This window comes from Chryseobacterium sp. JAH, assembly GCF_001507335.1.
Lineage (GTDB): Bacteria > Bacteroidota > Bacteroidia > Flavobacteriales > Weeksellaceae > Chryseobacterium.
Map to the genome: position 1 here is coordinate 594,061 of NZ_LMAH01000002.1, position 26,372 is coordinate 620,432.

Annotated in this window: 28 protein-coding genes; 18 read left to right on the top strand and 10 right to left on the bottom strand. The window is 33.9% G+C overall.

What is annotated here, in order from left to right; translation table 11 throughout:
- The first annotated feature begins 179 nt into the window (after nt 1-179).
- The 9 genes from AR685_RS06325 (at nt 180) to AR685_RS06365 (ending at nt 8,259) form a co-directional block, all read left to right on the top strand.
- Nucleotides 180-509, top strand: coding sequence for a PadR family transcriptional regulator (locus AR685_RS06325; protein ID WP_047442550.1), 330 nt, complete (start codon nt 180-182; stop codon nt 507-509).
- Nucleotides 510-520: 11 nt separating this feature from the next.
- Nucleotides 521-2,242: a PspC domain-containing protein gene (locus AR685_RS06330; RefSeq protein WP_059124054.1), complete on the top strand. Its 1,722-nt coding sequence runs from the start codon at nt 521-523 to the stop codon at nt 2,240-2,242.
- Nucleotides 2,243-2,544: 302 nt separating this feature from the next.
- Nucleotides 2,545-3,141: a 1-acyl-sn-glycerol-3-phosphate acyltransferase gene (locus AR685_RS06335; RefSeq protein WP_047442548.1), complete on the top strand. Its 597-nt coding sequence runs from the start codon at nt 2,545-2,547 to the stop codon at nt 3,139-3,141.
- A 37-nt stretch (nt 3,142-3,178) separates the two neighbouring features.
- Nucleotides 3,179-3,613 carry a PaaI family thioesterase gene (locus AR685_RS06340; protein ID WP_047442547.1) on the top strand — a complete coding sequence of 145 codons (435 nt, stop codon included), beginning with the start codon at nt 3,179-3,181 and terminating at the stop codon, nt 3,611-3,613.
- A gap of 99 nt (nt 3,614-3,712) precedes the next feature.
- A complete protein-coding gene (locus AR685_RS06345) occupies nt 3,713-4,168 on the top strand; it encodes a protease complex subunit PrcB family protein (RefSeq protein ID WP_052187645.1) in 456 nt (151 codons plus the stop codon).
- A gap of 60 nt (nt 4,169-4,228) precedes the next feature.
- Complete coding sequence (locus AR685_RS06350) at nt 4,229-5,290, top strand: hypothetical protein (RefSeq protein ID WP_047442546.1); 1,062 nt, start codon at nt 4,229-4,231, stop codon at nt 5,288-5,290.
- 4 nt (nt 5,291-5,294) lie between these two features.
- Nucleotides 5,295-6,383 (top strand): RNA polymerase sigma factor, encoded by a 1,089-nt coding sequence (locus AR685_RS06355; RefSeq protein ID WP_082671894.1) that lies wholly within the window; start codon nt 5,295-5,297, stop codon nt 6,381-6,383.
- Between the two features lie 10 nt (nt 6,384-6,393).
- Nucleotides 6,394-7,266, top strand: coding sequence for a hypothetical protein (locus AR685_RS06360; RefSeq protein WP_059124056.1), 873 nt, complete (start codon nt 6,394-6,396; stop codon nt 7,264-7,266).
- A 24-nt stretch (nt 7,267-7,290) separates the two neighbouring features.
- A complete protein-coding gene (locus AR685_RS06365; RefSeq protein ID WP_059124057.1) occupies nt 7,291-8,259 on the top strand; it encodes a chorismate-binding protein in 969 nt (322 codons plus the stop codon).
- Nucleotides 8,260-8,417: 158 nt separating this feature from the next.
- On the opposite strand, the gene AR685_RS06370 is transcribed toward AR685_RS06365, so the two are convergent.
- From AR685_RS06370 to AR685_RS06410, 9 genes are all read right to left on the bottom strand, one after another.
- The gene (locus AR685_RS06370) at nt 8,418-8,612 is read right to left on the bottom strand and encodes a hypothetical protein (protein WP_059124058.1); all 195 of its coding nucleotides are present in this window, start codon (nt 8,610-8,612) and stop codon (nt 8,418-8,420) included.
- A gap of 3 nt (nt 8,613-8,615) precedes the next feature.
- Nucleotides 8,616-9,218: a MarC family protein gene (locus tag AR685_RS06375; protein WP_047442541.1), complete on the bottom strand. Its 603-nt coding sequence runs from the start codon at nt 9,216-9,218 to the stop codon at nt 8,616-8,618.
- 44 nt (nt 9,219-9,262) lie between these two features.
- Nucleotides 9,263-10,999 carry a BatD family protein gene (locus tag AR685_RS06380; RefSeq protein WP_059124059.1) on the bottom strand — a complete coding sequence of 579 codons (1,737 nt, stop codon included), beginning with the start codon at nt 10,997-10,999 and terminating at the stop codon, nt 9,263-9,265.
- On the bottom strand, nt 10,999-11,736 hold the full coding sequence (locus tag AR685_RS06385; protein WP_052187638.1) for a tetratricopeptide repeat protein: 738 nt from the start codon (nt 11,734-11,736) through the stop codon (nt 10,999-11,001). The genes AR685_RS06380 and AR685_RS06385 overlap by 1 nt, the downstream gene beginning before the upstream one ends.
- Nucleotides 11,737-11,931: 195 nt before the next feature.
- Nucleotides 11,932-12,939: a vWA domain-containing protein gene (locus tag AR685_RS06390; RefSeq protein ID WP_059124060.1), complete on the bottom strand. Its 1,008-nt coding sequence runs from the start codon at nt 12,937-12,939 to the stop codon at nt 11,932-11,934.
- Nucleotides 12,939-13,931 (bottom strand): VWA domain-containing protein, encoded by a 993-nt coding sequence (locus AR685_RS06395; protein WP_047442538.1) that lies wholly within the window; start codon nt 13,929-13,931, stop codon nt 12,939-12,941. The genes AR685_RS06390 and AR685_RS06395 overlap by 1 nt, the downstream gene beginning before the upstream one ends.
- Entirely contained in the window at nt 13,924-14,820 is an 897-nt protein-coding gene (locus AR685_RS06400; RefSeq protein WP_059124061.1) for a BatD family protein, read from the bottom strand. The genes AR685_RS06395 and AR685_RS06400 overlap by 8 nt, the downstream gene beginning before the upstream one ends.
- Before the next feature lie 50 nt (nt 14,821-14,870).
- Complete coding sequence (locus AR685_RS06405; protein WP_047442536.1) at nt 14,871-15,734, bottom strand: DUF58 domain-containing protein; 864 nt, start codon at nt 15,732-15,734, stop codon at nt 14,871-14,873.
- Between the two features lie 95 nt (nt 15,735-15,829).
- Nucleotides 15,830-16,834 (bottom strand): AAA family ATPase, encoded by a 1,005-nt coding sequence (locus tag AR685_RS06410; protein WP_047442535.1) that lies wholly within the window; start codon nt 16,832-16,834, stop codon nt 15,830-15,832.
- A 250-nt stretch (nt 16,835-17,084) separates the two neighbouring features.
- Between AR685_RS06410 and AR685_RS06415 the strand changes: the two genes are divergently transcribed.
- The 9 genes from AR685_RS06415 to AR685_RS06455 all read left to right on the top strand — a co-directional run bounded on the left by AR685_RS06415 (nt 17,085) and on the right by AR685_RS06455 (nt 25,634).
- On the top strand, nt 17,085-17,555 hold the full coding sequence (locus tag AR685_RS06415; protein WP_047442534.1) for a DinB family protein: 471 nt from the start codon (nt 17,085-17,087) through the stop codon (nt 17,553-17,555).
- 74 nt (nt 17,556-17,629) lie between these two features.
- On the top strand, nt 17,630-18,430 hold the full coding sequence (gene rlmB, locus AR685_RS06420) for a 23S rRNA (guanosine(2251)-2'-O)-methyltransferase RlmB (RefSeq protein WP_052187630.1): 801 nt from the start codon (nt 17,630-17,632) through the stop codon (nt 18,428-18,430).
- A 65-nt stretch (nt 18,431-18,495) separates the two neighbouring features.
- Nucleotides 18,496-19,542, top strand: a complete 1,047-nt coding sequence (locus AR685_RS06425) for a DUF6263 family protein (protein WP_059124062.1) — start codon at nt 18,496-18,498, stop codon at nt 19,540-19,542.
- Between the two features lie 13 nt (nt 19,543-19,555).
- Nucleotides 19,556-20,176, top strand: coding sequence for a hypothetical protein (locus tag AR685_RS06430; RefSeq protein WP_059124063.1), 621 nt, complete (start codon nt 19,556-19,558; stop codon nt 20,174-20,176).
- Nucleotides 20,177-20,261: 85 nt separating this feature from the next.
- The gene (locus AR685_RS06435; RefSeq protein ID WP_059124064.1) at nt 20,262-20,495 is read left to right on the top strand and encodes a hypothetical protein; all 234 of its coding nucleotides are present in this window, start codon (nt 20,262-20,264) and stop codon (nt 20,493-20,495) included.
- Between the two features lie 107 nt (nt 20,496-20,602).
- Nucleotides 20,603-23,143 carry a YfhO family protein gene (locus tag AR685_RS06440; RefSeq protein ID WP_059124148.1) on the top strand — a complete coding sequence of 847 codons (2,541 nt, stop codon included), beginning with the start codon at nt 20,603-20,605 and terminating at the stop codon, nt 23,141-23,143.
- A 122-nt stretch (nt 23,144-23,265) separates the two neighbouring features.
- The gene (locus AR685_RS06445; protein WP_317040565.1) at nt 23,266-23,508 is read left to right on the top strand and encodes a GIY-YIG nuclease family protein; all 243 of its coding nucleotides are present in this window, start codon (nt 23,266-23,268) and stop codon (nt 23,506-23,508) included.
- Nucleotides 23,509-23,565: 57 nt separating this feature from the next.
- On the top strand, nt 23,566-24,864 hold the full coding sequence (locus tag AR685_RS06450) for a glycosyl transferase family 1 (RefSeq protein ID WP_059124149.1): 1,299 nt from the start codon (nt 23,566-23,568) through the stop codon (nt 24,862-24,864).
- 11 nt (nt 24,865-24,875) lie between these two features.
- A complete protein-coding gene (locus AR685_RS06455) occupies nt 24,876-25,634 on the top strand; it encodes a hypothetical protein (protein ID WP_059124065.1) in 759 nt (252 codons plus the stop codon).
- Nucleotides 25,635-25,648: 14 nt separating this feature from the next.
- On the opposite strand, the gene AR685_RS06460 is transcribed toward AR685_RS06455, so the two are convergent.
- Entirely contained in the window at nt 25,649-26,284 is a 636-nt protein-coding gene (locus AR685_RS06460; protein WP_059124066.1) for a hypothetical protein, read from the bottom strand.
- Nucleotides 26,285-26,372: the final 88 nt, after the last annotated feature.

The following is a 26,372-nucleotide window of genomic DNA, read 5'->3' on the forward strand; positions in this document are numbered from 1 at the left end:
AATTAAAATTTAATCTCTTTGAAAATCAATTACTTAAACTTATTTTAAAAATATTTTCACTACTTTGTATTGCATATTACCATTTTAATTACATATCTTTGTAATGTAGAATCAGAGAAGGTTTAACTAGCTAGGAACTGAAAACTGATTTTATGTAACTAATTAACAAACTTATAAAGATGAATACTGAAAATACCAAAGCGCAAATGCGAAAAGGGATTCTGGAATTCTGTATTTTAAGTCTTATCAACAATCGCGAAATGTATGTTTCTGATTTGATAGATGAACTGAAAAAAGGAAAACTGGATGTAGTGGAAGGAACCCTCTACCCTCTCTTAACTAGATTGAAAAACGGAGAATTTCTTTCTTATAGATGGGAAGAATCTACAGGAGGCCCACCAAGAAAGTACTACCAAATTACAGAAAAAGGTAAAACTTTCTTAGCCGAACTGCAAAATACCTGGAAAGAACTTACAGATTCTGTAAACCAAATCACTCAAAAAATATAAAAAAACAAGCTATGAACAAGACACTCTCAATAGGACTCGCAGGTTTTTCTTTCACCATCGAAGAACATGCATATATAAAGCTCAGCGATTATCTCAATGCACTGAGAAGCTCTTTAGATGCTTCTGAAGCTGATGAGGTAATGCACGACATAGAAATCAGAATGGTTGAAATCTTTAGAGATTCTTTAGGCAAACGTGAAGTAATCAACGATACTGATGTAGAAAGGGTAATCGCTCAAATCGGGTCTCCTGAAAAGATCGAAGAACAGGAAGAAGCATATTATTCTGAAAAAAACACAAAAAGAGAACATGCTTCAGGTACTAATTACACCGATAAAAAACAATTATTCCGTGATCCTGAAAGACAGAAAATTGCAGGGGTTTGTGCAGGTTTAGCGCATTATGTAGGGATGGATATTACTGCAATGAGAGCCATCTGGTTAGGAATTTTCGTTCTAGGAATTTTTACGGTAGCCATCTCTTCATCATTGATTGGTCTACTATACATCATTCTTTGGGTGGTTTTACCTAAAGCAGAAACTGCAGCGGATTTTCTGAAAATGAAGGGAAAGCCTATGAACTTCGACAATCTTAAGAGTGAATCTAATAAGCTGGTACAGTTTGCCAATGAATCTACCCAGAGAGTCGGAGAAATTTATATCGAAAACAAACCATATATCAATAATGCAGGAAGCGGACTTTGGAATGTAATCCGTTATGTATTAGGAGGAATCTTCGCACTGATGTCTTTTGGATGTTTGATTGGGGTTTTTGTAGTCTTCGGTTTTATGGGCAATGACAGCTTCCCACCCATCAACGAAATGGATTTCTACTTCGATGGTGACGGCATGAAATACATCATAATGGTGATGATTGTTTTAGGAAGCTTAATTCCTGCACTTTTATTCGGACTGTTGAGCATGAAACTGATTTCACCAAAAACAAAACTGAAAAACACAGGTTGGGTAATTGGAGCATTGATACTTGCACTAATCGCAGTGTCTACTTACTTCGGAATCAGCATGGCAAAAAAAGATATGTTCTTTAAAGGTCACAAAGAAGATACGGAAGAGGTTGCAATACCTACAACTTCAGACAGTATTTATGTTGATATTAAACAAATCACAATACCTCAAAATTATAGAGGATACGAGGATGATATTTATTCAGATAAAATCTCTGTTTACGAAAAAGATTGGGTACACGTAGACGTAACAAGAAAAGCAGATATCAAAACGCCTTATCTAATCATTAAAAAAGAAGCTAAAGGCTACAATATTCCACTTAATGCAAGTGTTCCAGTAGAAATCGTTGGAAACAAGGTAATTCTTCCTAATTACATCAAATATCCATACGATCACCGCTTCAGAGATTACAGCATTGATTACGAATTGGTAATTCCTCAAAATGCAGTGGTAATTCCATTAAAAAAAGACGGAATCAACTTTGACGGAGACACAGACGGAAACGGAATTAATGACAATGAAGAAGACAATGATGATAGCGATGACAACAATAATGTAAGCATCGAGAAAAATAAAATTTCCATCAACGGTTCTACTATTGAATACAGCGATAGCGACAAAGACAGTGTCATCATCAACGGAAAGAAATATCAAAAAGATGAAGCAAAAAAAATCATGGATACTATGAAGATGAATATTGATAAAATGAAAGACGTAGATATCAAAATAAAAGACGGTAAAAAAGAATTTTCTATCAAAACCAAATAATTAAACTTGAGAGAGTGGCGGAAGGTGTGGATGAATAGCAACCGTTTGAAACCCACACCCTTCTACTCTCAAATAATTAGCAAAAATTTTCATCAATTAGTGGTTTATATATTAAAATTGTCTTATATTCGTAAAAAAATTAACCAACACAAAAACATCGAATCATGGTACAAGTAGTTTTAGAAATCGCAGTAAAAATCGCAGATTTAATCAGCGGATTATTTTAAGAGACATAATATTTCAATATATTTGTAAAGTATAACCATTGTTTGGTTATACTTTTTTGTTTTAAAATTAAATTCATGAAAAAGCTGATTGGCAAACTGATGCTAAAAATTCTAGGTTGGAAAGTTGTTTTACAGGGCGATGTCAACAGTCTCAACCGATGTATTCTTGTTGTAGCTCCTCACACACACAACATGGAATATCTTTTGGGAAATCTTGCCTATTGGACTTTAGGAAAACCTTTGAAAATCATTATCAAAGATGCCCATACGAAAGCTTGGTACGGTTCTGTTGTCAGAGGTTTAGGAGGAATCGGGATTGACAGAAGTCAGAAAAATGATCTGATTAATTTTGTGGCTAATGAATTTAAAAAAGACGATTTCAGTCTCGTAATAACTCCGGAAGGCACCAGAAGCTGGGTTCCGAAATGGAGAAAAGGTTTTTACCACATGGCCTTGGCAGCAAAAGTTCCCATCGTTTTGGCTGCCGGAGACTTTAAAAGAAATATTGTTTACCTCGGGTATACGATTCCTTACGAAAGAATTGAATCTGCTACATTCCTTGAAATCATGGAAGAAATTCAGAATTATTATATCAAATACGACATTGGACCCAAAATTCCATCGAACTGGAATCCTAATATTATAGGAAACGACACAGAAGGCGCTAGCTAGAACCCAGATTACACATTATATTTTATTCATCACTTATATGTATACAGAAGGAAAAACAAAAGAAGAGATATTAGAATTCATCAACAATTGGGGGGAAGAAACTTTTGCAAAAACCCTTGACATACACTTCATCGATATCGATCTTGAAAACGAAACATTGACCGCAACAATGCCGGTTACCCCAAATATTCATCAGCCTTTTGGGATTATGCATGGTGGCGCAAGTTGTGTATTGGCTGAGACGATGGGTTCAAGTCTTTCTAATATTTTCATTGATGGTAGTAAATATTTTGGAGTAGGAACCAATATCAATTCCAATCATTTACGAAGCAAAAAAGACGGTATCGTGACTGCAGTTGCGAGATTCATCAGGAAAGGAAAAACAATGCACGTTTCAGAAATTGAAATACGTGATGAAAAAGATCAGTTGATCAATCATACAACCATGACGAATAATATAATTAACAGATAATATTTAAAAGGCTCAATTTATTTGAGCCTTTTTTTATATACTTGCTGCAACCTTTTGAGTTTTTTTCATCTTATAATTGTAACCAAAAAATGATCAATTATGAAAAATTACCTACTTCTGTTCTTTTGTTCACTTTTCTTTATATTAAACTCCTGCGATGATAATGAAAACAACATTGAATATAAAACTCCAATAACTACGCAGCCAATTGGCAAAGGAAATCTTTCAGGAAGCTATGTTTCTCAGCAAAATATAGTCATTACAACTACCGCACAATGGACTGCACTCCTTAATAGCTTAGACTCTGTCAATAATATTTCAGGTGGTTTTACAGAAACCAACATCGATTTCAACCAGTTTATGGTTATTGCAACTTTTGATCAGGTTTTCTCAAACGGAGGACATTCTATTGACATTATTACCGTAGATGAGAACCCGCAAAACATTGTCGTTGATCTTGAAAAACTTCTCACAGGAAACGCAACTTCAGTTGTCACGCAACCTTATCACATTGTGAAAATACCAAAGAGCACAAAACCTGTTTTATTTCAATAAACTACTGCAACCTTTTGAGTTTTCTACATCTTATTAGTATAAACTTTTAAACAAAAACTTATGAAAAAACTACTTTTACCTTTTCTTGTATTAATCTTATCACTCTTTAATTCTTGCAGCAATGACCTTGATACAAATGAGGTTACAGAAAAAAATACACCTCAATCTTATGACGTATATGTTGCGGGGCGAGAAAACAGCAAAGCCTGCTTTTGGAAAAATAATGTAAAAACTGATCTCACCAATGGTGATAATTTACTTCCAATAGAGATTAAGGTTGAAAACAATAATATTTATGTAACAGGGAGCTTGGGTATCAATCCTGTATCGTATAAATCAATACAATATTTTTGGAAAAATAATGTAAAGACTGAAATCAAGCAGTATCTGAGTATTCAAAATAATGTACAGTATGATATAACCGGTTTTGCTGTAAACAATGGAGACATCTATTTCGCCGGTTACGTGGAAAACCCAATCCCTGCAAGTTCGTTAGAACGATATGAGCTTTGTTACTGGAAAAACGGAGTGAAAACCTTGCTTCGAAAAGGCCAGTTTATTCCATCTGCTGAAGGTGTTTTTATAAATGGTTCGGATGTTTATGTTTCTGCATTAGTTGTAGATAATAACCAAAACATTGACAGGGGATATTTTAAGAATACAACATACAATTCACTGAATAATCCCGACTATGTCTTCAATTTTGCAAAAAATAATAATGGGTTACACATTCTCTATAAGAAAAACTCTAAGTATTATTCTAAAAACATCACTACAAATACAGAAACATTAATTGGTGATTATACTGCATCACTTCCTTTTTACGGGAAGATAGTTTCTGACAAATCAACAAACGATTTATACACAACATATTATGGTAACGGAATAAGCTATTTCAAAAATAATACGGTAATTAATCCAACATTTTCAGCTTTGCCTTTCATTCAGGATTTGTTTGTTCTTAATAATAATATTTACATGATAAAATATAACACTCAAAATAGTACCTATAACGGAAAAGTGTTTATTAATGGTGTAGAGTCTCAAAATATAAACAGTTTGCAAAACGGAACTATCAATTATACTGGAACTTTCAACTCCATCCATGTAGTAGAAAACTAAACCGATGCCTAAGACAAAAACAGATTGGAATACAATATATGTCGATTTATCCCCAAAACTTTTGGGGATTTGTCGCAGATATATCGCAGACCTACAGACTGCGGAAGATCTTTTGCAGGACAGTTTTATTCTGGCAATGCAAAAAAGCCATCAGCTGAAAGACGAAAAAGCTTTATTTGGCTGGCTTAAAACCATCGTTGTTAATAACGCTTTGCAATATTTAAGAAGCAGCTGCAAAGAAACTTTCGTCTCCACAGAAATATCAGAAATCCCTGAACTATTGATCGAAATGAATAACTCTGACACAGAAAAAAATCACGTTTTAACTTATGATTTCACCAGAGAAGAACTGTTGAAGTCTATAGACAGTCTGCCATTGCATCACCGTTCGGTTTTCAATTTATATTTTATCGACAACAATTCTCATCAGGAGATTGCAAAATTATTGGGCATCAATGTAAACACTTCAAAATCACATTTGTTAAGAGCAAAAAAATCTGTTCAGAAGTATTTATTAAACAATTTCGTCAATCAGAATACTCCCAAGAAAAATAATAAGATCACACAACTGTTTATATTTCTGGGATTGGGTGGCTTGATGTGGGCGCAGACTTTTCAGAGCAAATTTGCAGATTTTAAAATTACTCCATCAAGTAATTTTTCAATTCCGGACGATATTTCTTTCAATACTGTTTCATTTTCTGGCTCCACTAAGAATTTCCAGAAAAAACTGATTATTACCGCAACATTATTGATTACCCTTATCATTTCAATCGTAGCATTTGAAGAAAATAAAGCAATTAAACAACCAATTTCTAAAAATGAATCTTCAAGTAAAAATGAAATAAAAAATGGTTTAAATAACAATTCCTCAAAAGCAGAAGCTAACAAAATAACCAATGTCCAAAACGAAGAATTTACCAAAATCAATTTAAAACAAGAAACAGAAAATCAAAAGACAGTTGCCAAAGCAATTCTTTCAAAGGAAACAAAATTGCATTCAAAAGATTCCGCTATTATTGCTCCCAAAAAAGTCATTGTTGTAAAAAAAGTCATCCAGAGAGACACTATTTTTATTGAAAGAGAAAACTAATAACTCAAACATGTTTTTAAGAACCATTATTTTTGTTTTCACAGTTTTACTACTGCAAACCACACAGGCTCAAAGAACGAAAACAGACACGATATTTGTTTATGAACAAGTAATTGTTTACGATACGGTGTATTTGGAGAAAGCAGTAAAAAGCAGGATAAATGACATTCAAATTTCAATACCCACAGTAAAACATCAACTTGTAGAAAACAAAATTTTTAAAATAAATAAAACAACAACACCGAAAAAAACTTTTTCCCAAAGTTTTCAATACGGTATTGAAGGAGGAATTGGTTTTAAAAACAGTAGTTGGGCAAAACAACTCAGCAGCGACAAGCAACAATTCGGGCAAAATCTTGGAATCTGGATTTCTAAAAGTGTAAGTAAAAATTTATATCTGATGATATCCGCCAATGTCTATCACTGGAACTCAACTTTTGATCTGGATGCGAATAAAGAAGATACTTATCTGAATGGGTTTTATTTCACGCAAGACAGCCAACCTTTGCTTTTTCAGAGATTTACCAATAAACATTTTGAATATTCAGCACAGCTGAAAATCTTATATGTATGGAGAAAATTCAGACCTTTTGTTGGTATTGCTGTGAATAAAAACAGCTATACAATGCAATTTTTAGTTCCTGAAAACAATGTTGTAAATAAGATTGATGATTTTGAAAGCAATCAATTAAATGTTGGATTTTCATTCGGTGTTCAATATAGGGTTTTACCGAAAGTACTGATAATAGCAGATTATCAGCAGTATTCATTAAATAATTTATCTTTAAAAAACAGCTCGTTTGATTTTGACATTTTTAAGACTAATAATACCTTTGCTGAACGAAAACTGAATCTTGGAATTTCTTATGTTATTTCCAAATAATAGTTTTCATAAAGCATCTAATTTATGATTTACTTCAAATTTCCTTTTGACGAAAAACTCTATTCAACAGACGAAAGTTCAGATAAAAAAGTAGTGATTTTCAAATCTTTTGACCAGACTGAAAGTATACTTTTTAATGGAAATACTGTTGAAGTAAATAACATTCCTAAAACTCTCTCCAGCAAATTATTAACCAACACAGAATTGGTTTTTTCAGCAGAAACTCATGAAGAATATGTAGAAAAACTTCAGGAAGTCATTAAGGTTATTAAAGAAAATAATCTTCCAAAGTTGGTTCTTTCACGAAGAAAAATTTTTAAAGATTTTAAAGACATCAATTTGGATGAAAGCTTTAAAAATCTTTGCCAATCGTATCCGAATGCATTCAGATATATTTTTATTAAAGGTGAAAACGCATGGATTGGCGCCTTCTCAGAAGTTTTAGGAAAATTCAATAAAACAACTCACGAGTTTGAAACAATGAGCTTAGCGGGAACCATTCCGGTATCTGAAAGCTGGACGGCTAAAGAAATTGAAGAACAAAAACCGGTGTCGTCTTACATCAGAAATGTTTTAGAAAAATTTAAAATAAATTCTGAAATTCAGGAATCCGAAACTCACGATCATATTTCAGGTAACATTAAACATTTGAGAACTGATTTTAAGCTAAAGATTAATCCTGAAGATCTTGACTCAATTATTGAAGAACTTCATCCCACACCAGCCGTTTGCGGAATTCCTAAAAATTTTTGTAAAGAAAAAATTGAGGAATTTGAAAAATACCCGAGAGAACTGTACGCCGGATATATCAGAATTGAAACGGATAACTTCATCCAATATTTTGTCAATCTAAGATGTGCAAAGCTTTACAGCGATGCAATCCATCTGTTCGTTGGTGGCGGAATTACCGCACAAAGTAATCCTGAAAAAGAATGGAGAGAAACTGAATTAAAATCTGAGGCAGTTCTTAAAAACCTTTGCTTTTCAAATTGATGTTTTGATGTGAAAGATTTTATGGATGCTATGAAAGTTATGCTGATGATTAAAGAAATAATCTGTGTGATTTTAAACAGCGTATATCAATCTATTTTCTAAACAAAAAATCCTCTTTCAGAAGCCGAAAGAGGAGTATATTTTTATCATAAAAATGATTATTTCTTCACTCCTATTTTACTCCATGTATTCAGGATAAAAAGTAAAAACAACCCGACAACACCGCAGATAATTGAAATTACAAACTTCATATTATCTTCTGATGATATTTCAGAATGCCAATCTATCGCATAAATATTAATGGCGATAATTACAATAAATACAATTAAAAATACTTTATAAAACTTCTGCATGACTTAAAAATTAATATAGTTCTGCACTAATTGTGCAAAGTTTGCTGTAAATAATTTAATTGAAATTGCTAACAGGATAATTCCGAAAACTTTCTGTAAAATCGACAAAGTCGCTTCTCCCATTTTCTTTTCTAACCAAGGCGCTGATTTCAGCACCAAATATACGAAAATTGTATTGAGAATGATGCCAAGAATGATATTGATGTCATTAAATTCTGCACGCAATGATAAAGTTGTCGTCAAAGTTCCTGCTCCTGCTACCAAAGGAAAAGCAATTGGAACAATTGATGCAGCTTTTGCTTCTGTTGTTTTATTAATTTCAATACCCAAAATCATTTCTAAAGCAATGATGAAAATAACCACAGCACCCGCAATTGCAAATGAATTGACATCTACCCCAATGAATTTCAGGATCTTATTTCCTACAAAAAGAAAAACAATCATGATCAATCCAGCAGTTACTGATGCTCTTTTCGCTTCAATTTGTCCGAATTTCTGTTTTAAACTTACAATAATAGGAATAGATCCGATGATGTCGATCACCGCAAAAAGTACCATAAAACAAGTCATTGTTTCTTTGAAAGAAAAATCCTGAAGAACTTCCATTATTCAATAATTATTAATTTCGCAAAATTATGAATAAAAAATGATTATTTACTAATCTGAGAATACAAATTGATAATATCTTTCAGAAGTTCACCAATTGCATCTTGAGATTTTACAGGAGTAAATTTTTCTATCTGAATTCTCTGGGAAAGATTTCTGTATTCCTCTGCTACAGAATTTCCCTTATAGTTTTCCAAAAACACTCTGAACTCATCTTTTGAGCTTTGAAAATATTGATTTCTCACTTCAGAATCCAACTCATCAAAAGTCTTAAAAAACTGATCAAAACTCTGACTGTCTTTTAGGTTTTCAAGATAAGTGAAGTAATCTCCAACATCCGTTTTCAAACTTTCTCTTATTTCTCTTTCGGTTTCAGCAACTGATCCCAAATCTTTCGGAGCTTTTTTTTCTTTAATTTTAATTCGTTTTTTCTGCCAATTTTTAAACAAGAGATAGGCGCAAAATAATCCTAAAAGAATACCAAGATTGATAAATACAACACGCCAATTGAATCTGCTTTTTTCCTTTACTTTAAATGTTGTTGTTTTTAAAACCGGGCTGTTTACAGTTTCTAATAAAGTATTGGTATATTCATTTACTTTTTCAACCGTTGTACGTGCTTCCAGCACTTGATCGTGTGAAAATGCAGTAAGATTTAAATTTTCCTGACCGAGATTTACATATTCTTTTTCAACAGGATTAAAAAATGCAAATTCTTCAGTTTTCACTTGAAGTACACCTGTTTTATTAGGAATAAGCACATAATTAGCTAGTACATAACCTTTCATTCCATCTATTCCTGCAATCACTTTAGAAGTAATCTTCGGTGTAAAAACTTCATAATCGGGAGAGCTTTGAATTTTTGGCAAATGCATATTTACTAAATTTCCTTCTCCAGAAACTTTTAAAATGACATTGACAGGTTTTTTAGCCTCTATTTTCTCTCTCGACTCGCGATAAACATCCACCGTGAAATTTCCTACAGCATTTTTAAAACCTTCCGGCGAACCTTCAGGAAGTTTCTTGACATTCAGTTTTACTTTATTGGAAACGATCTTGTTTTTATGAGCGTAAGAATTTACCGAAGCTGAAACAGATGGTACTTCCACATTTCCCGATTCGTTTGGAAATACAATGAACATCGCTAAAATCTGCGACGGCATATTTCCATAACCTGAAGGATCAATCTCAGATTTATGAAAGTTGACGGCGTGTACGTTGATATTGTCCTGCTCAGGAAGATGAATGTTTTTTACTTTTCGGAGATTGTCGATATTTCGCGAATACACTCTTAAAACCGCCACAGTAGGCTGATCCTGATAGACATCCCTATCTTCAATTTCCATATTGAGATACACATCATTATCTGTGCTTTTCGCAATTGGTTTTTTCTCAACATCACGGATGAAGATATCAAAAGGCTCCGTTTTATAGATTTTATTGTTGACTGTGACCAATACAGAACCGATTCTTATTTTCCCCTTCTGTTTAGGTTCAAGTGCGATTTTGGTAATATATTGTTCTACAGCGAGATTAGTTTCTGGATCTCTGACTCCCTGATTAAATGATCCATTACCTATGATATTGAATTTAGATAAATCCGGTAACTGAATCTTACTCTGCTGTACCAAATTATCACCATTTAATTCTAAAGTGATGATCAGGTTTACAATTTCTTTACCATTGTAATCACTTTTATCAGGCTTCATGTTGAGCTCTACCTGTCCGTAAGCAATTACGGACACAAAAGTGAACAATATGTAAAATAATTTTTGTTTCATCACCAATCTTTCTCATTGCTTTGAGGCATTGAGTAGGAATTCTTGTTTAAAATTCTTCTGGCGGTTTCCTTTTCTTTCTCGCTTACTTTATTCAATATGGAGTTCTCAAGATCTTTAGGCATTTTGCCCTGATTATTTTTATCCTTGTCAGGCTGATCACCTTCAGGACTTTCTCCCTCATTCTTCTGGCCCTGTCCTTTCTCCTGCTTAGGATCGCCATTTTTATCTTTGTTTTTCTGCTGATCGTCTCCTCCGCCGCCTTTACCGGATTTGCTGTCCTGATTTTTCTTTTGCTGCTTTTCTTTTTCTTTCAGTTTGGCAATCTCAAAATTCTTTCTCGTTGCCTCATTATATGGATCCTGCTTCAGCGATTGCTTATAAAAATCTGCTGCCTTTTCAGGTTGCTCCATCTGCATATATGTATTACCCAAATTATGCAAAGCCGCTGCTTTATCTGGAATGGTCTGTGAAAGGCTTTGTGCTTTCTCAAACTCTGCTTTCGCCTCTTCATACTTTTTGCTTTTATATAAAGCATTTCCTAAGTTGTAGTGCGCCGTAAAGTCTTTCTCGTTAGTTTTTACGGCTTCCATATATCTTGATGATGCACCGTCGTAATCTTTACCACTGAATTTCTGATTGCCTTCATAGACCAAAGTCTTATAGTTTTTCTGCCCAAACAATATGCTTGAGAACGAGAAAGCCATCAACAACGATAAAAATAAAATTTTAGTATTCATCACTTGCAAAATTATTCCTTTATATGTTAAGAAACAGTCTAGTAATTGTTAAAATTGGGTTAAAGTATTCACCGTATTAAGATTTTCACAAATACAAACCATAAGAATTCTCCAACTCATTAAACTACATTTCACTGCCTCTAAATTAATTTTAAATCAACATTTAGTTATACAAGTTATTGAACTAAAATTGCTCTACACATTAAAATCTCTTTTAGGATTAAATAGAAAAATAATGAGAAAGAAGAAAATAGAAACTGCCAAAAAATACTGATAGTAATGATTTGCATTCTGAGATTTAACGATGCTTTCCGTAGAAGATGCTTTTTTGTTTAACGCCTCTATTATTCTATCTGGTGCCTCATTGATATTATTTCCATCAATATAGCTCCCTCCCGTTGATTCTGCCATTTTATGAAGTGCTTCTGTCTGTCTTTTAGAGATTACAGTTTGCCCATTCATATTGCTTTTATAACCCATCAGCTGCCCAAACTCGTAGTCTGGAACCGGCGCACCTTCATCAGAACCAATCCCTACTGAAGTAACGATGACCCCCTCTCTATTTGCAAGTTTAATAGCTGCATTATCGTTCCCCTCATTATCTTCACCATCACTTAGGAGAACTACTTTCCTTGATCCTTTACTGATATCTTTAAACTTATCAACAGCGGTCTCCATCGCTTTCAGAAAATCTGTTCCCTGAATTTTCACTGAAGTGGTTTCGACACCGTTAATATAAGTTTCTGCAGAATTATAATCAGTTGTCAACGGCATAATTGAAGTCGCCTGACCCGCAAAAATAATCATCCCTACCTTATCGTTTTTGAGCTTCTGCATGGTTTGAATCACAAGATTTTTTGCTTCAACCAAACGGTTCGGCTCAATATCTTCCGCATTCATCGAATTGGAAACATCCAGCATAAAAATCACATTATTAAATTTCTGATTGGTCGTCACCTCTTTAGAACCGCTCAACAAATCAATAATCGAGAAAATCAAAAACAATGTCGCAACAAAATATAGTACCGGAAAAATTTTAATAAATCCTGATTTTTTTTCAAATAAAGCTTCCTGAAAACGACTTTCTGCAAACAAATCTCTGCTCTTCTTTTTCCATCTTAAATATCGGATGAGAAAAAAAGACAAGACAGGCAAAAGCAACAAAAGTAATAAGTACCAATAATTTCCTAAATACAATTCCATCAGCTTAAAAATTTATATAATACCCATCTTAATAATGCATCTAAAAACAGCATTCCCAAAGCAACCCAAAGGAAAATCTTAAAATATTCCTGATAATTATAAAGTTTAGAAACTTTCACATCAGATTTTTCAAGCTGGTTGATTTCAGCATAAACTTCCTCCAAACTGCTGTTTGAGGTAGCACGGAAATACTTCCCGCCGGTTTCCAGAGCAATTTCCCTTAACACTGGTTCGTCGATCTGCACCTGCGTTTCACTAAAAACAAGATCTCCAAAAGGGTCAACCGCAGTCGGCATTAAAGCAATGCCGTTTGTTCCTAACCCAATTGAATAAACTTTAATACTATTATTTCTTGCCAGCTCAGCGGCAACCTGCGGTGGAATTGCATTCTCCACATTGTTTACACCATCGGTCATCAAAATGATGATCTTGCTCTTTGCTTTACTTGTACGAAGATGATTTACTGCAACAGAAAGTCCTTCACCAATGGCTGTACCGGGATAGAGTTCTGCCGTATTCAGATTTTTAAACTCATCAATGACCACCTGATGATCTGAAGTTACAGGAACCTTAGTAAAAGCTTCGGAAGCGTAGGTTACGACACCAATTCTGTCATTCGGACGTTTTTCCACAAAATGAATGGCAATTTCCTTCAATGCTGTCAACCGGTCCGGCGAAAGATCTTTAGACAGCATACTCAGCGAAACATCCACCGCAAACATAATGTCTACACCTTTCGTATCATCTCTATCCTGAGAAATGGTAAACGTTCGCGGTCTTGCCATCGCAATGAAAAGACAAGAAAGAATAATGTATTTTGATACTTTAAGTAAAAAAAGAACGGGTACAATTCCGCTGCTCGCATTCATATTGTCAACAGTAGGAACCTTAATTCCTTTCAGTTTCTTTCTGCTTACATCTCTTACCAATAAAGGAATAAACAGAACAAACAGCAGTAAAAACCACGGACTGTAGAATTCAAAACTAAACATCTTTTCTCAGGTTTTCAAATTCTATATCCTTTGATGATCTTTTCACAAAGTCTTTGATCTCGTTAAAATCTTTTTCCATTGTCTGCTGATCAGGAAAAGTTTTGGCAAATTTCACCAAGTCACCTCGAAAAAAGACATCTTCAATAATTTTCTCATTGTCCTGCGAAATGGTATTGTTTTCTTTCATGAGATGAACCAAATCATCAGTCAGCAAAACATCTGCAGGAATTCTATACTGTTTTGCGATAAAATTTCTTGAAATATCAATTAGCTCAACATAAAACGAACGAAAATTTCCGTCTTCGATATATTTTTTCTTTTTTAAAGAATCCAGTTCTTTTAACGTCTGATTGGTTGCTACCACAGGAGAATCTTTTGATTTTCTGCCGTATTTAGCAATCATAAAAATTGCGATTATGAGGGCAATCAAAGCCAAAGCAGCTAAAATATACCATTTATACAGCTGCCAATAATCTGTCACATCAAGTTTTACATCTTTATTATTCATGATATCATTGATGACATCACCTTTTTGGGCTGTGTTCACCACTTCAATCTCGTAAGGAATGGTTTTTAAAACTTTTTCTCCTACCTTAAATTCAAGTTCCGGAATCGAATAAGTCCCCTCTTCGAACACTGCAAATTCAATACTTCTTTGGTATGAATTGGGTTGAGTGCCGATACTGTCTTTAATTTCCTCCAAATGAAAAGGGAGCAATTCGTCCTTTGGGGCAGCTTTTACTTCCTGATTGTTGAGATTATCAATTTTCACAGTAAAGCGATTGACTTCACCGAGAGCCAAGGTTTTCTTTTCAAGATTCGAGGAAAGTATCTGCGAAAAAGCGTTTGCACAGATGAAAAATGATAAGAGTAATACTAATTTTTTCAATTCTAAATAGTCAATTTCGGCTACTGCCTAATTTATTTTTTAATTTAAATTTATTTCTTCTGAAAGTAATGATACAACAATTTTGAGTAATCATCGCCAGTACCGATATTCATAAAGCTTGCTGAACTGTTGGCGAAATCTTCTTCTAAAGCTCTTATTTTCTGCTTTTGAGCTTCAGCAAAAGTATATCTCCATCTTGCGTTTGAAGTATTCACCCAAACCTGTTTTCCCGTCTCAACATCGCTGAAAAGTGTATATCCCACGTCAGGAATTTCGTTGTCTTTATCGTCAAAAATTCTCATTCCCAAAAGCTGATGTTTTTTTGAAGCGACTCTCAACATTTTAGAATCATAAGCATCTCCAAAATCTGAAAGTAAAAACACCAATGATTTTCTTTTGAAAATTCCCATCATGTATTCTAAAGATTTATCGATTTTAGAAACCGTAGGGACGTAATCTGCCGTCAGAATATTGCTGATAATTGACAAAATATGCTTTCTTCCTTTTTGCGGCGGAATCACTTTGTAAACCTTGTCTGCAAATAAAATCAGTCCCACTTTATCATTATTTCCGGCAGCTGAAAACCCTAAGCTTGCCGCTATTTCTGCAACATATTCTCTTTTCAGCTGGGTTTTTGTTCCGTAATCCATTGAAGCGGAAATATCAACTAAAATCATCATCGTAAGTTCACGCTCCTCCTCCATCACTTTCACGAAAGGCTCACGAAAACGCGCTGTTTTATTCCAGTCGATTCTGCGGATCTCATCTCCAAACTGATATGGGCGTACTTCAGAAAAAGTCATACCCTGTCCTTTAAAAGCACTGTGATACTGCCCCATCAAAGAAGCTTCCGTCTTCTTGCGAGTACGGATTTCTATCTGCTTTACTTTTTTTATGATGTCTTTTATCTCCATAAACAATTTGAAAACATGCTAATTTGAGAATTTGAAAATGCCAAAAAATTCATGAGAAAATTTTAAGCTGACACATTCTCAGTTTTAAAATTAAATTACGGAGCCTGAATTTTAGCCAAAATCCTATTCACAATTTCTTCAGAAGTTATTTCTTCAGCTTCTGCCTCAAAAGTCAATCCGATTCTGTGTCTTAAAACATCTTTTGCCAATTCTTTTACATCTTCAGGAATTACAAAAGCTCTTCCTTTTAAAAATGCATACGCTCTTGAAGCAATGGCCAAGTTGATCGATGCTCTTGGTGATGCTCCGAAACTGATATAATTTTTCAGTTCAGAAAGACCATATCTTTCAGGGAAACGGGTTGCAAAAACCATATCAAGAATGTATTTCTCAATTTTTTCATCCAAATAAATCTGGTTGACAATTGACTTTGCTTCAACAATATTTTGTAACGAAATCACAGGTTTTACGTCGTACTGATGAGATGTAGAAACCATTCTCATGACCTTTCTTTCATCCTCAAATTCCGGATAATCAATGGTACATTTCAGCATAAAACGGTCGCTTTGCGCTTCCGGCAGAAGATAAGTTCCTTCCTGATCAATCGGGTTTTGCGTTGCCAACACCAAAAACGGTTTTGGCAAATGCATCGTTTCGTCACCAATCGTCACCTGCTTTTCCTGCATCACCTCTAAAAGTGCTGACTGCACTTTTGCAGGCGCTCTGTTGATCTCATCTGCAAGCACGAAGTTCGCAAAAACGGGACCTCTTTTTATAGAAAAATCGTTTTCTTTAATATTATAAATCATGGTTCCTACAACATCTGCAGGAAGTAAATCCGGCGTAAACTGAATCCTGGAGAAATCACCATGAACAGCTTCTGCCAAGGTTTTTATCGCCAATGTTTTTGCCAACCCAGGAACTCCTTCAAGCAAAACGTGACCGTTACCGAGCAACCCAACCAAAAGTCGGTCTATCATGTATTCCTGTCCGATAATTACTTTGTTGATCTCCTGCCTCAAAAGTGAAAAGAAATAATTTTGCTCTCTTACTTTTTCCGTGAGTTGACGAATGTCTTCTGCTTGATATGAATCTGACATAGTTTAAATTAAAATAAGTGGTAAATTTCTGATAAATACTTGCACTAATCAACACAATGAATGCCATTTTTGAGTTAAAATTTGTTAAATATTACAGTCACTCAGACAGATTCGGAATCACATAAATCATTAATTGCATTTCTTTTATTTATAAAATCATAAAAAATACATAAATTTTACTTTAAACCCCTGTTCAAAAATTGTCATTTTCAGTTTATTAAACTATTTTTGGTGATTAAATTTTTGAAACATGAATTATCATTTTCAAGCTCACAGACAGGTTAGAAAAAACCTTTTGGATATCTTGCGGGACACTTCTCACGAAGACCTTTTATTAATCCCCGATGGTTTTAATAACAATCTGTATTGGAATATTGCCCACACCGTTGCCACACAGCAATTGCTGCATTATTACCTAAGCGGAAATCCGTTCAGAATTGATAATTACTGGATTGAAACTTACAAAAAAGGAACAATGCCCAATCTGAATGTGCAGAAGTCTGAAGTAGAAGATTTGGAATTTCTCTTAACTGAAACTTCAAAGATTTTAATGAAGGATTACGACAGTGATTTCTTTTCAGATTACACGCCCTATACCACAAGTTTTGGCATGGATCTGAAAAGCATTCAGGACGCAATCATTTTCAACAACATGCATGAAAGCCTACATTACGGCTATGCAATGGCGCAAAAGAGAGCTATTTTAGGAGAGAAATTCTAAACGAGCCGCGGAAAAAGAATCAAGTAAAAAGTGAAAGAGACACTTTTATTCATTTAAATAATAAATATAAAATTTTGGAAGATTTTCAACATAAAAACTCAAAACCTGAATTCAGAAATTCAGAGCCTAGTAAAAAGGATGATTTCATTTTCGGACTACGTCCCGTATTAGAAGCTATTGAAGCAGGAAAAACGATTGATAAAATCTTTGTGCAAAACGCTTTGCAGGGAGAGATATATGCAGAACTGAAGGCGGTTTTAGCAAAATATAAAATTCGTCCTAACTATGTTCCTGTTGAAAAACTGAACCGTTTTACAAGAAAAAACCACCAGGGTGTAGTCGCATTTATTTCAGATGTGCCTTTTCACAAAATTGAAAATATTATTCCAGAATTATTTGAGGAAGGAAAAGTACCTTTTATCTTGATTTTAGACAGACTAACTGACGTGAGAAACTTCGGGGCTATCTGCAGAACAGCAGAATGTGTGGGAATTCACGCGGTTGTCATTCCGGAGAAAGGTGGAGCACCAATCAATTCTGATGCAATCAAAACTTCTGCGGGAGCGATGTATAATATCAAAATCTGCAAAGAAAATAATTTGGCTCACGTTGTTGATTACCTTCAGCAAAGCGGAGTTTCTGTATTTTCAGCAACCGAAAAGGCGCAAAAATTGATTTACGACGTCAACTTCACTGAACCTTGCGCAATCGTTATGGGGAATGAAGAAACAGGAATTTCAAAAGAAGTTCTTCATCATTCAGACGAAAAAATAAAACTTCCAATTGAAGGAAAAACTCAGTCACTGAACGTTTCTGTAGCTTGTGGAGCAATTCTTTACGAAGCGATGAGACAAAAATTAGTAAAAATCAATTAAAATTTAAAAAGGTATTTTTTTTCCCAATCTAAAAGAAGGAATTTCTCAAAAATCGAATTCTATTTATGAAAAATATAGCAGCAATAGCACTCATCTCTTTAGCGATCGTTTCTTGTAAAAAAGAGACGGCAACCATTACCAAAGTTGACCCAAAAACCGGAAAAACCATTACCGTAGAGGTTCCGGCAGATTCTGTGAACAAAGTGCAGGCAAACCCGGCCATCAAAGATTCTTTGGGCGTTTTTACACAATCATTTAAATTAGAAAAGGGTAAAACATATCCTCTTACGACTTACCAAAGAGACGTTAAAACAATGACTGATCCACAGGGGAAAACCTTGAATGGAACCAGCGAATCTACTGATGAAATGAGCTTTACAGTAAATGATGTGAAAGGTGGAATTTACGATATCACCATCAATCTTATTGGAAAAAGAAGCTCTCAAAGTGCTGATGGTAAAACGATTGTTGTTGATACGAAACTTCCAATTCCTAAAGAGGATAATCTGAAAATGATTTGGAATGTAAACCGTGCGTTGACTGGTAACAAACTGAACATGAAGATGGACAGCAAAGGAAATGTAATCTCAATTACTGGTTTTGATGCAATCTATACCAAAATTTCAAATGCGCTTGGAAAATTGATAAAAGATGCCAACCAGAAAGCAAGTGCTGTAGCAGGTCTTAAACAAAGCTTTAATGAAAAAGTTCTAAAAGATCAGTTTGCTAAAAATTTAACAATTATCCCTAAAAAAGGAGTGAAAATTGGTGAAAAATGGTCTACAAGTGAGAATGCTGATGAAAGTGGAAAATTCAAAGTAGTTTCTAATTATGTGCTGAAAAGTGTAGGAAATGGAATCGCTGAAATTTCTATCACTGGAGGAATTCCCAAAAAAGAGGAGAAAAAATCTCAAGGCGAAATGACGCACAGCATGAGCAGCGAATTGGCACAAAACGGAACGATTAAATTTGACCAAAATACAGGCTGGATTACCCATCAGAATATCAATGTAAAAACCACTCAGGTGGAAACGATTTCAGACGGAAAGCAGTCTCAGAGTATGAAGAGCGTTTCAAATTCTTCTGTAATGGTGAATCCGTCTGGAAAGTAATATTTTACATTTAATGAAAAATATTATAGTTGTCTTCTTTCTTCTAATTTCAGATTTTGTGTTCTCACAATCTGGTTTTGAAAAAGGAGAATTCATTACAAAAGATGATGAAAAAATTGAATGTCTAATCAGCAAATCTCTTTATAGATATGCTCCCGATTATTTAGTATTTAAAAAATTTGAAAACGCACCCACAGAAAACATTTCCACCAAAAATTTAAAACAATTTTGGGTAGGTAAGAAAAAATTTATCTTCGTAGAGGTAATGATAGATATGTCTGCGTCATCGAACAATATTCCTTTACTTTCAACAAATCCAAATTTTGAAAACAATTTGGAAATGAGATGGCTAGAAGTTTTACTAACAGGCAAAATAAATCTCTACAAGTTTTATAAAAATGAGGTGGTAAGATTTTTTTATAAAAAAGAATCCGAAAAAGAAATAATACCTCTAAATTTTAAAGAATATTTGGCGGACAATACAATCATGCGTAACGAAGAATATAAAAAACAATTGGTAGAATTATTTTCAGGCTTTCCAAACATTAGTAAGAATGAAATTAATAAATTACCCTACAGAGAAACTCAAATGAAGAAGATTTTTGATATTTACAATAATGTTGGAAAAAATTAATATTGAAAAATTAATATATTCTCCAGATTGAGAATATTTATGTAGGGCAAACTAAAAATTTTAGTAAAATATAAATTTAAACGTAATGAAATACTTATTCGAATTCGTCCTCATCACGATAATACTATTTTTCGTTTGGAATATTCTGAAAAGAATTTTTTTCAACAAATTTTATAAATATACAGGCTTCAAACCTCAAGAGCGAGCTCAGAAAGAGAATATCAAAAACTCAAATACTAATATTGAAAAAAAAGTAAAATGGGACGCAGAGACTGTGGACTATGAGGAAATAAAAGATAAAAACAGTTCGAAACATTAAAGCATAACTTTACCGTAAAAGGAATTTTTACATTTTGTAATCTAAAAAATTCAGCAAAATATTCTGTTTCTTTGGCGGTTAAAAAAAATATCAACTCAATAACCAAAATGGCGAAAAATAAAAACTTAATTTACATTGCAATTTCTATCGTTGCATTCTTAGTTTTAGCATTTTTATATTCCACTCCTGTATTTACCGGGAAGCAGCTTTTTCAGCATGATATCGTTCAGTATCGAGGGGGAGCGAAAGAACTTATTGACTACAGAGACAGTTACGATAAAGAAACGTATTGGAGTGATTCTATGTTTGGCGGTATGCCTACCTACCAGATGGGAAGCCGTTTTGAAGGTGATATTATTAAAAAATTAGACAGCTATCTGAATATTCTTCCTAGACCTGTCAACTACTTATTTCTTTTATTTTCTGGATTTTTCCTATTGGGAATGGTTGCCGTGAGAAACTGGAAATATGCGCTTTTGGGAGCAACATTTTTCGGGCTCTCCACCTATTTCTACATCATCATTGCCGCCGGACACAACGGAAAAGTCAATACCATTGAATATTTCGCACCGCTTTTAGCTGGAATTTTGTTGGTGTATATCAGAAAAAAATACGTCCTCGGATTTATTGTCACTACCCTATTCTTCGGATTGCAGGTGGCTGCCAATCATCCACAGATGACCTACTATTTATTTTTAGGACTTGGATTTTTATTTTTATCCGAATTGATAAGAGCCATTCAAAAGAAAACTCCGATGAAGCATTTTCTGATTTCGTCAGGAATTATTGCAGGTGCGTTAGCCATTGGTGTCGGAATGAATTCTCAACGAATCATGGCCAACTCTGAATACATCAAAGAAACAGTCAGAGGAAAACAGATTTTAAATACAGAAAGCCACACCGCCGGAAATTCGGGGATGGATAAAGAAAGCATTCTGATGTGGAGCTATAGTAAGCTGGAAACCCTGAACCTTTTCATCCCAAGATTAATGGGAGGTGGAAGCCAAGAGCCTGAGGGAAAGGAAATGATGGAAAATATACAGCAACTGGTACAAGAAAACGTCACTTCGCAAGCTGAATATGACAGAATTTCTAAAGGTTTTGGCAGCATTACCTATTGGGGTGACCAGCCCGGAACTTCGGGACCCGCTTATCAGGGAGCAATTGTATGTTTTTTAGCTCTTTTAGGATTCTTTTTTGCCTGGAAAAAATACCGTTACTGGATTCTTGGAGCAACAGTTCTTACCATTCTACTGGCCTGGGGAAGCAACTTCATGCCGCTTTCAGATTTCTTCATCGATTACGTTCCTTTTTACAGTAAATTCAGAGCACCATCTTCGATTTTGGTTGTGGTGGAATTATTATTCCCACTAGTTGCAATTATCGGACTGTACAGGTTTTATACAGATTCAACTTTAGAGGAAGATTACAAAAAGAAAATTCTAACGTATGTGAGTGGTGGAGTTTTAGGCTTAACTTTATTATTTATTGTTTTCGGAAAAGCTTTATTAGGTTTTCATACGGCTAACGAAAAAACATATTTGCCTCCATTTTTACTCGATTATCTATCAGAAGAAAGATTCAAATTATTTAGGATTGATGCGATAAAAGCGCTACTCTATGTAGGAATCACTGCAGCGGTTTTATTTTTTAGCTTAAAACAGAAACTCAATCAGAATGTTGCATTACTCATTATCGGTGCGGTAAGTTTATTTGATTTGTGGACAGTCAACAAACGTTATCTTAATGACGAAAATTACGTTGATAAAATATTTGCTGAAAATCCATTCCAGACCGAAGGTTCAGATTATTTGGCTGAAAAAGTAGGTGATAATCCAAATTTACAATCTATTTTGGCAAGCATTCCAGTCAATAAAACTTTGGAAACTATTGCTGAAAAAGACAAAAAACATTACAGAGTTTACAATCAGGTTTTAGGTGTAACCAGTGAGACCAATACATCTTATTTTAAATCTTCCATTGGTGGCTACCATGCAGTGAAATTGAGACGTTATGATGATTTGTTGAATGAATACATTTCAAATGCAGACAGTGTAAAAACACCAAAAATCCTGAATTTACTGAATACCAAATACATGATTTTCGGTAATCCGCAGGAGCCACAGGTTGTTCCGAATCCTAATGCCAACGGAAACGCGTGGTTTGTTGCTGATCTAAAATTTGTAAATACTCCAGACGAAGAAATAAAATCACTTGGAAGTATCAATTCTAAGAAAACTGCAGTTATCAACGTTTCAGATAAAGGTTATTTGAACGGAAAACAGGTTCAGGCAGATTCCACAGCTTCCATTAATTTAACGAAATATGAAGCTAATGAATTGGAATTTAAATCTCAGTCTAAAACGCCACAGCTAGCTGTTTTTTCAGAGATTTATTATCCACATGGTTGGAAAATGTTTGTGGACGAAAAAGAAGTTCCATACATCAAGGCTGATTATTTGTTGCGTGCAGTACACGTTCCAGCTGGAGAACACAGTATCAGAATGGTTTTTGAGCCTGAGGTTATTGCTACAGGAAAATGGATTTCTTTATTATGTTTCGGATTGTTTGTCGTTTTAAGCGCTTTTGGAATTTTCTGGCTGAATAAAAGCAAAAAGAAAGAAGTTTTGATTGAAGAAAAGATTTAACATTCTGTCATTCTGAACGGAGCAAAGCGAAGTGAAGAATCTCAATAATATCTTAAAAAATGAAAACTTTAGGAACTCATAATTACTACGTTTATATTTTAACTAATAAAATATAAACGGTATTGTATACAGGAGTAACTAATGACTTAAAAATTAGATTGTACTGGCATCAAAATCCTGAAGCAATTGATAAACATTTCACCACGAAATATAAATGCTTTTATTTAATCTACTTTGAGCAATTTAATGATATTGAAACTGCAATCAAAAGAGAAAAGCAAATAAAAGGTTGGACAAGAATTAAAAAAAACAACCTAATAAAAGAATTTAATCCTACTTGGAAATTTTTGAATGATGAAATTTAATGAGATTCTTCACTTCGCTTTGCTTCATTCAGAATGACAACAACACTTTTTAAACCAATGCAGGAAAAAAAAATCCTTATCATAACCTATTACTGGCCTCCTGCAGGTGGGCCGGGAGTTCAGCGATGGTTGAAGTTTGCAAAATATTTACCGGACTTCGGCTGGAAACCCATCATTTTCACGCCGGAAAACCCGAGCTATCCTTTGATTGATGAAAGTTTGATGAAAGACGTTCCTGAAGATTTAGAAATTATAAAAACTAAAATCTGGGAACCTTATCAATTGGCTGAAAAACTTAATAAAAGCAATAAAAAATTCAAGGCAGGTCAGTTTGATGTAGGGAATAACCAAAGCTGGAAATCTAAGCTTTCGATTTGGGTGAGAGGAAATTTTTTCATCCCTGACGCTAGAGTTTTTTGGGTAAATCCTTCAGTAAAATATTTAGAGCAATATTTAAAAATAAACAAGATCGATGTTGTTGTCACTTCGGGGCCGCCACATTCTTTGCATTTGATAGGTTTAAATCTAAAAAAGAAATTTCCAGACCTGAAATGGATCGCCGATTTTCGTGATCCTTGGACTGAGATTTCGTATTACAAACATTTAAAACTCACCAACAAATCAGACAAAAAACACCGCCAGCTCGAAAGTGATGTTTTCAAAAATGCTGACATTACTCTAGCAACAAGCTACACCGATGCTGTAAATTTCAGAAAAAATGGAGCCAATGCAGTTTGCATCACCAATGGATTTGATGAAAGTGACGCTTCAAGCACCCAAACTATCCAATCTTCAAATTCTCCAACAAAATTCACACTCAGCTACATAGGTGTTCTCGAGCAACTCAGAAATCCTGAAAATCTTTGGAAAGCACTTGATGAATTAGTGAAAACAGATTCTGAATTTTCGGAAAATTTCAGATTAAAATTTGTCGGCAGAGTTGATGATAAGATTTTAAAAGCTATTGAAACTTCAAGCCTAAAAAATAATATTGATAATTTGGGTTATCTGTCGCATGAAAAAGCAATTGATGAAATGTCAAATTCTTCAATACTTTTAATTACTAATTTTCCGAACGAATCTTCTAAAGGAATTATCCCTGGGAAGATCTTTGAATACTTGGCGACGGGGAAACAAATTATTTCTTTCGGACCAGATGAAGCTGACGTTGCAACGATTTTAGATGAAACAAAAGCAGGAAAGCATTTCGGTTATCAGGATTCTGAAACAGTCAAGCAATTTATCTTAGCGAAATTTGAACTTTGGAAAGCTGGAAATCTTTTAGAAAACAATGGAAATATTGAGAAGTTTTCACGGAAAAATTTAACAAAACAATTATCTGAAATACTTTCTTGATAAATAATTTTATGAAAATTATAGTCCATCTGTTTCTTTTACTATTGTTAGCAGCATCTACAAGTTATAATAAAAGTGAAGATAAAACCCCTTTATTGATAGCCTCGCAAAAATTTAGTGATTTAAACCATATAGAAAGAGTACTGACAATTTATAACGATAGCAGTTATGTTTTTATTGAAACTAAAAATGAAATAAATCACGATAACATCGAAAAATGGGAAGGAAATCTTCAGATTAAAAAAGACACTATAAAGTTTTTACCTCTTCCTTTTGATTATAATAAAAGTGAAACAGCCGTTTTAAAAAATGGATTTATAGAGTTTTTAGATGGAGAATATTCAGATAGGATGAAAATATCTCAAACGTCATTATTAGTTAAAAATAATATAAATTTAAAAAAAATTAATAATTATGCAGTTTTTACTTTTTATAAGAACCATCATAATTCTGATTGGGAAAAAGACTTGTCAAATTACGACTTAAACACTGCAGAACTTCTTGAAATTGATTCAATTTTTAAAAAAGAATTTAAAAATAATAGAAAAGTACGCAAATATTCAGATTACTTGAAGCAAATTATTGCTGTGAAAAATACTAAAAATGAAATCATCATACGGTCACATTTTTTTTGTAGAACTAAATCTCTACTTGAAAGTTACGAATATTACGAAATCGATATGATGGACGGTGGTGAATGTAATGTATATTTTGAACTTAATCTGTCAACAAGGAGCATAACTTTTATTAAAATTGCAGGATTGGCTTAGGTTACATGATATTTTCATATCGTCCACTCATCGTTAATGACTGCCACCACATAATATTTGCCATCGAATTCCTCAAAGACAAAACGCAAAACATTCCAATCCATTCCACCGTTTTTTTCTGAGCCGGGAATGTAATTTTCTGTGAAATTGGTATTGGGATACATCTCTTTTAAATTATTAAGAGAATTACCTCCACCACGAAATTGATTCAATGAATATTCAGATTTGGTAAAGTCTTTTTTGAATACCCAATCTTTAAGATATTTATCTAATGTGGATTTATAAATTTCACCAGAACCGTCTCTTGAACCCCATGTAAAAATGGTTTTCGACGGTACAAATTTCTCAAAATCAGCTTTTGTGAAATGTTTATCTTCATTTTTATTAATGAAAGCATACATCGAAAAACGAACTCCTTTCTGTGGATGTATGTAATTGGCAAAAATATCGTAATAACCAACTTTGAGAGCCTGAAGAAGTTCATCATTGGTCTTTTTTAATGCAACCTCAGTTGATAATGCGTCTTGCTTGGTATCAGTTCTTTCGTTTGACCTTTTTAGATTATCGGTAGCAACTGCCGGATTTTTATCCTGCTTTTTTTCGCACGACAGTACAAATAAGAGTAAAAATATCGCAAAAGTTTTTTTCATTCTAAAATTTTAAGAAAAAGTCCAAAACCAGTGCCACAGTTGAGTTGAAGGATTGGAGACTTTTTTTGAGTAAAGTTATTGAGTCTAT

What these genes read in the sequence shown, in the direction of transcription:
- AR685_RS06325 (WP_047442550.1), top strand. Translation starts at nt 180, where the DNA reads ATGAATACTGAAAATACCAAAGCGCAAATGCGAAAAGGGATTCTGGAA.
- AR685_RS06330 (WP_059124054.1), top strand. Translation starts at nt 521, where the DNA reads ATGAACAAGACACTCTCAATAGGACTCGCAGGTTTTTCTTTCACCATC.
- AR685_RS06335 (WP_047442548.1), top strand. Translation starts at nt 2,545, where the DNA reads ATGAAAAAGCTGATTGGCAAACTGATGCTAAAAATTCTAGGTTGGAAA.
- AR685_RS06340 (WP_047442547.1), top strand. Translation starts at nt 3,179, where the DNA reads ATGTATACAGAAGGAAAAACAAAAGAAGAGATATTAGAATTCATCAAC.
- AR685_RS06345 (WP_052187645.1), top strand. Translation starts at nt 3,713, where the DNA reads ATGAAAAATTACCTACTTCTGTTCTTTTGTTCACTTTTCTTTATATTA.
- AR685_RS06350 (WP_047442546.1), top strand. Translation starts at nt 4,229, where the DNA reads ATGAAAAAACTACTTTTACCTTTTCTTGTATTAATCTTATCACTCTTT.
- AR685_RS06355 (WP_082671894.1), top strand. Translation starts at nt 5,295, where the DNA reads ATGCCTAAGACAAAAACAGATTGGAATACAATATATGTCGATTTATCC.
- AR685_RS06360 (WP_059124056.1), top strand. Translation starts at nt 6,394, where the DNA reads ATGTTTTTAAGAACCATTATTTTTGTTTTCACAGTTTTACTACTGCAA.
- AR685_RS06365 (WP_059124057.1), top strand. Translation starts at nt 7,291, where the DNA reads ATGATTTACTTCAAATTTCCTTTTGACGAAAAACTCTATTCAACAGAC.
- AR685_RS06370 (WP_059124058.1), bottom strand. Translation starts at nt 8,612, where the DNA reads ATGCAGAAGTTTTATAAAGTATTTTTAATTGTATTTATTGTAATTATC.
- AR685_RS06375 (WP_047442541.1), bottom strand. Translation starts at nt 9,218, where the DNA reads ATGGAAGTTCTTCAGGATTTTTCTTTCAAAGAAACAATGACTTGTTTT.
- AR685_RS06380 (WP_059124059.1), bottom strand. Translation starts at nt 10,999, where the DNA reads ATGAAACAAAAATTATTTTACATATTGTTCACTTTTGTGTCCGTAATT.
- AR685_RS06385 (WP_052187638.1), bottom strand. Translation starts at nt 11,736, where the DNA reads ATGAATACTAAAATTTTATTTTTATCGTTGTTGATGGCTTTCTCGTTC.
- AR685_RS06390 (WP_059124060.1), bottom strand. Translation starts at nt 12,939, where the DNA reads ATGGAATTGTATTTAGGAAATTATTGGTACTTATTACTTTTGTTGCTT.
- AR685_RS06395 (WP_047442538.1), bottom strand. Translation starts at nt 13,931, where the DNA reads ATGTTTAGTTTTGAATTCTACAGTCCGTGGTTTTTACTGCTGTTTGTT.
- AR685_RS06405 (WP_047442536.1), bottom strand. Translation starts at nt 15,734, where the DNA reads ATGGAGATAAAAGACATCATAAAAAAAGTAAAGCAGATAGAAATCCGT.
- AR685_RS06410 (WP_047442535.1), bottom strand. Translation starts at nt 16,834, where the DNA reads ATGTCAGATTCATATCAAGCAGAAGACATTCGTCAACTCACGGAAAAA.
- AR685_RS06415 (WP_047442534.1), top strand. Translation starts at nt 17,085, where the DNA reads ATGAATTATCATTTTCAAGCTCACAGACAGGTTAGAAAAAACCTTTTG.
- AR685_RS06425 (WP_059124062.1), top strand. Translation starts at nt 18,496, where the DNA reads ATGAAAAATATAGCAGCAATAGCACTCATCTCTTTAGCGATCGTTTCT.
- AR685_RS06430 (WP_059124063.1), top strand. Translation starts at nt 19,556, where the DNA reads ATGAAAAATATTATAGTTGTCTTCTTTCTTCTAATTTCAGATTTTGTG.
- AR685_RS06435 (WP_059124064.1), top strand. Translation starts at nt 20,262, where the DNA reads ATGAAATACTTATTCGAATTCGTCCTCATCACGATAATACTATTTTTC.
- AR685_RS06440 (WP_059124148.1), top strand. Translation starts at nt 20,603, where the DNA reads ATGGCGAAAAATAAAAACTTAATTTACATTGCAATTTCTATCGTTGCA.
- AR685_RS06450 (WP_059124149.1), top strand. Translation starts at nt 23,566, where the DNA reads ATGCAGGAAAAAAAAATCCTTATCATAACCTATTACTGGCCTCCTGCA.
- AR685_RS06455 (WP_059124065.1), top strand. Translation starts at nt 24,876, where the DNA reads ATGAAAATTATAGTCCATCTGTTTCTTTTACTATTGTTAGCAGCATCT.
- AR685_RS06460 (WP_059124066.1), bottom strand. Translation starts at nt 26,284, where the DNA reads ATGAAAAAAACTTTTGCGATATTTTTACTCTTATTTGTACTGTCGTGC.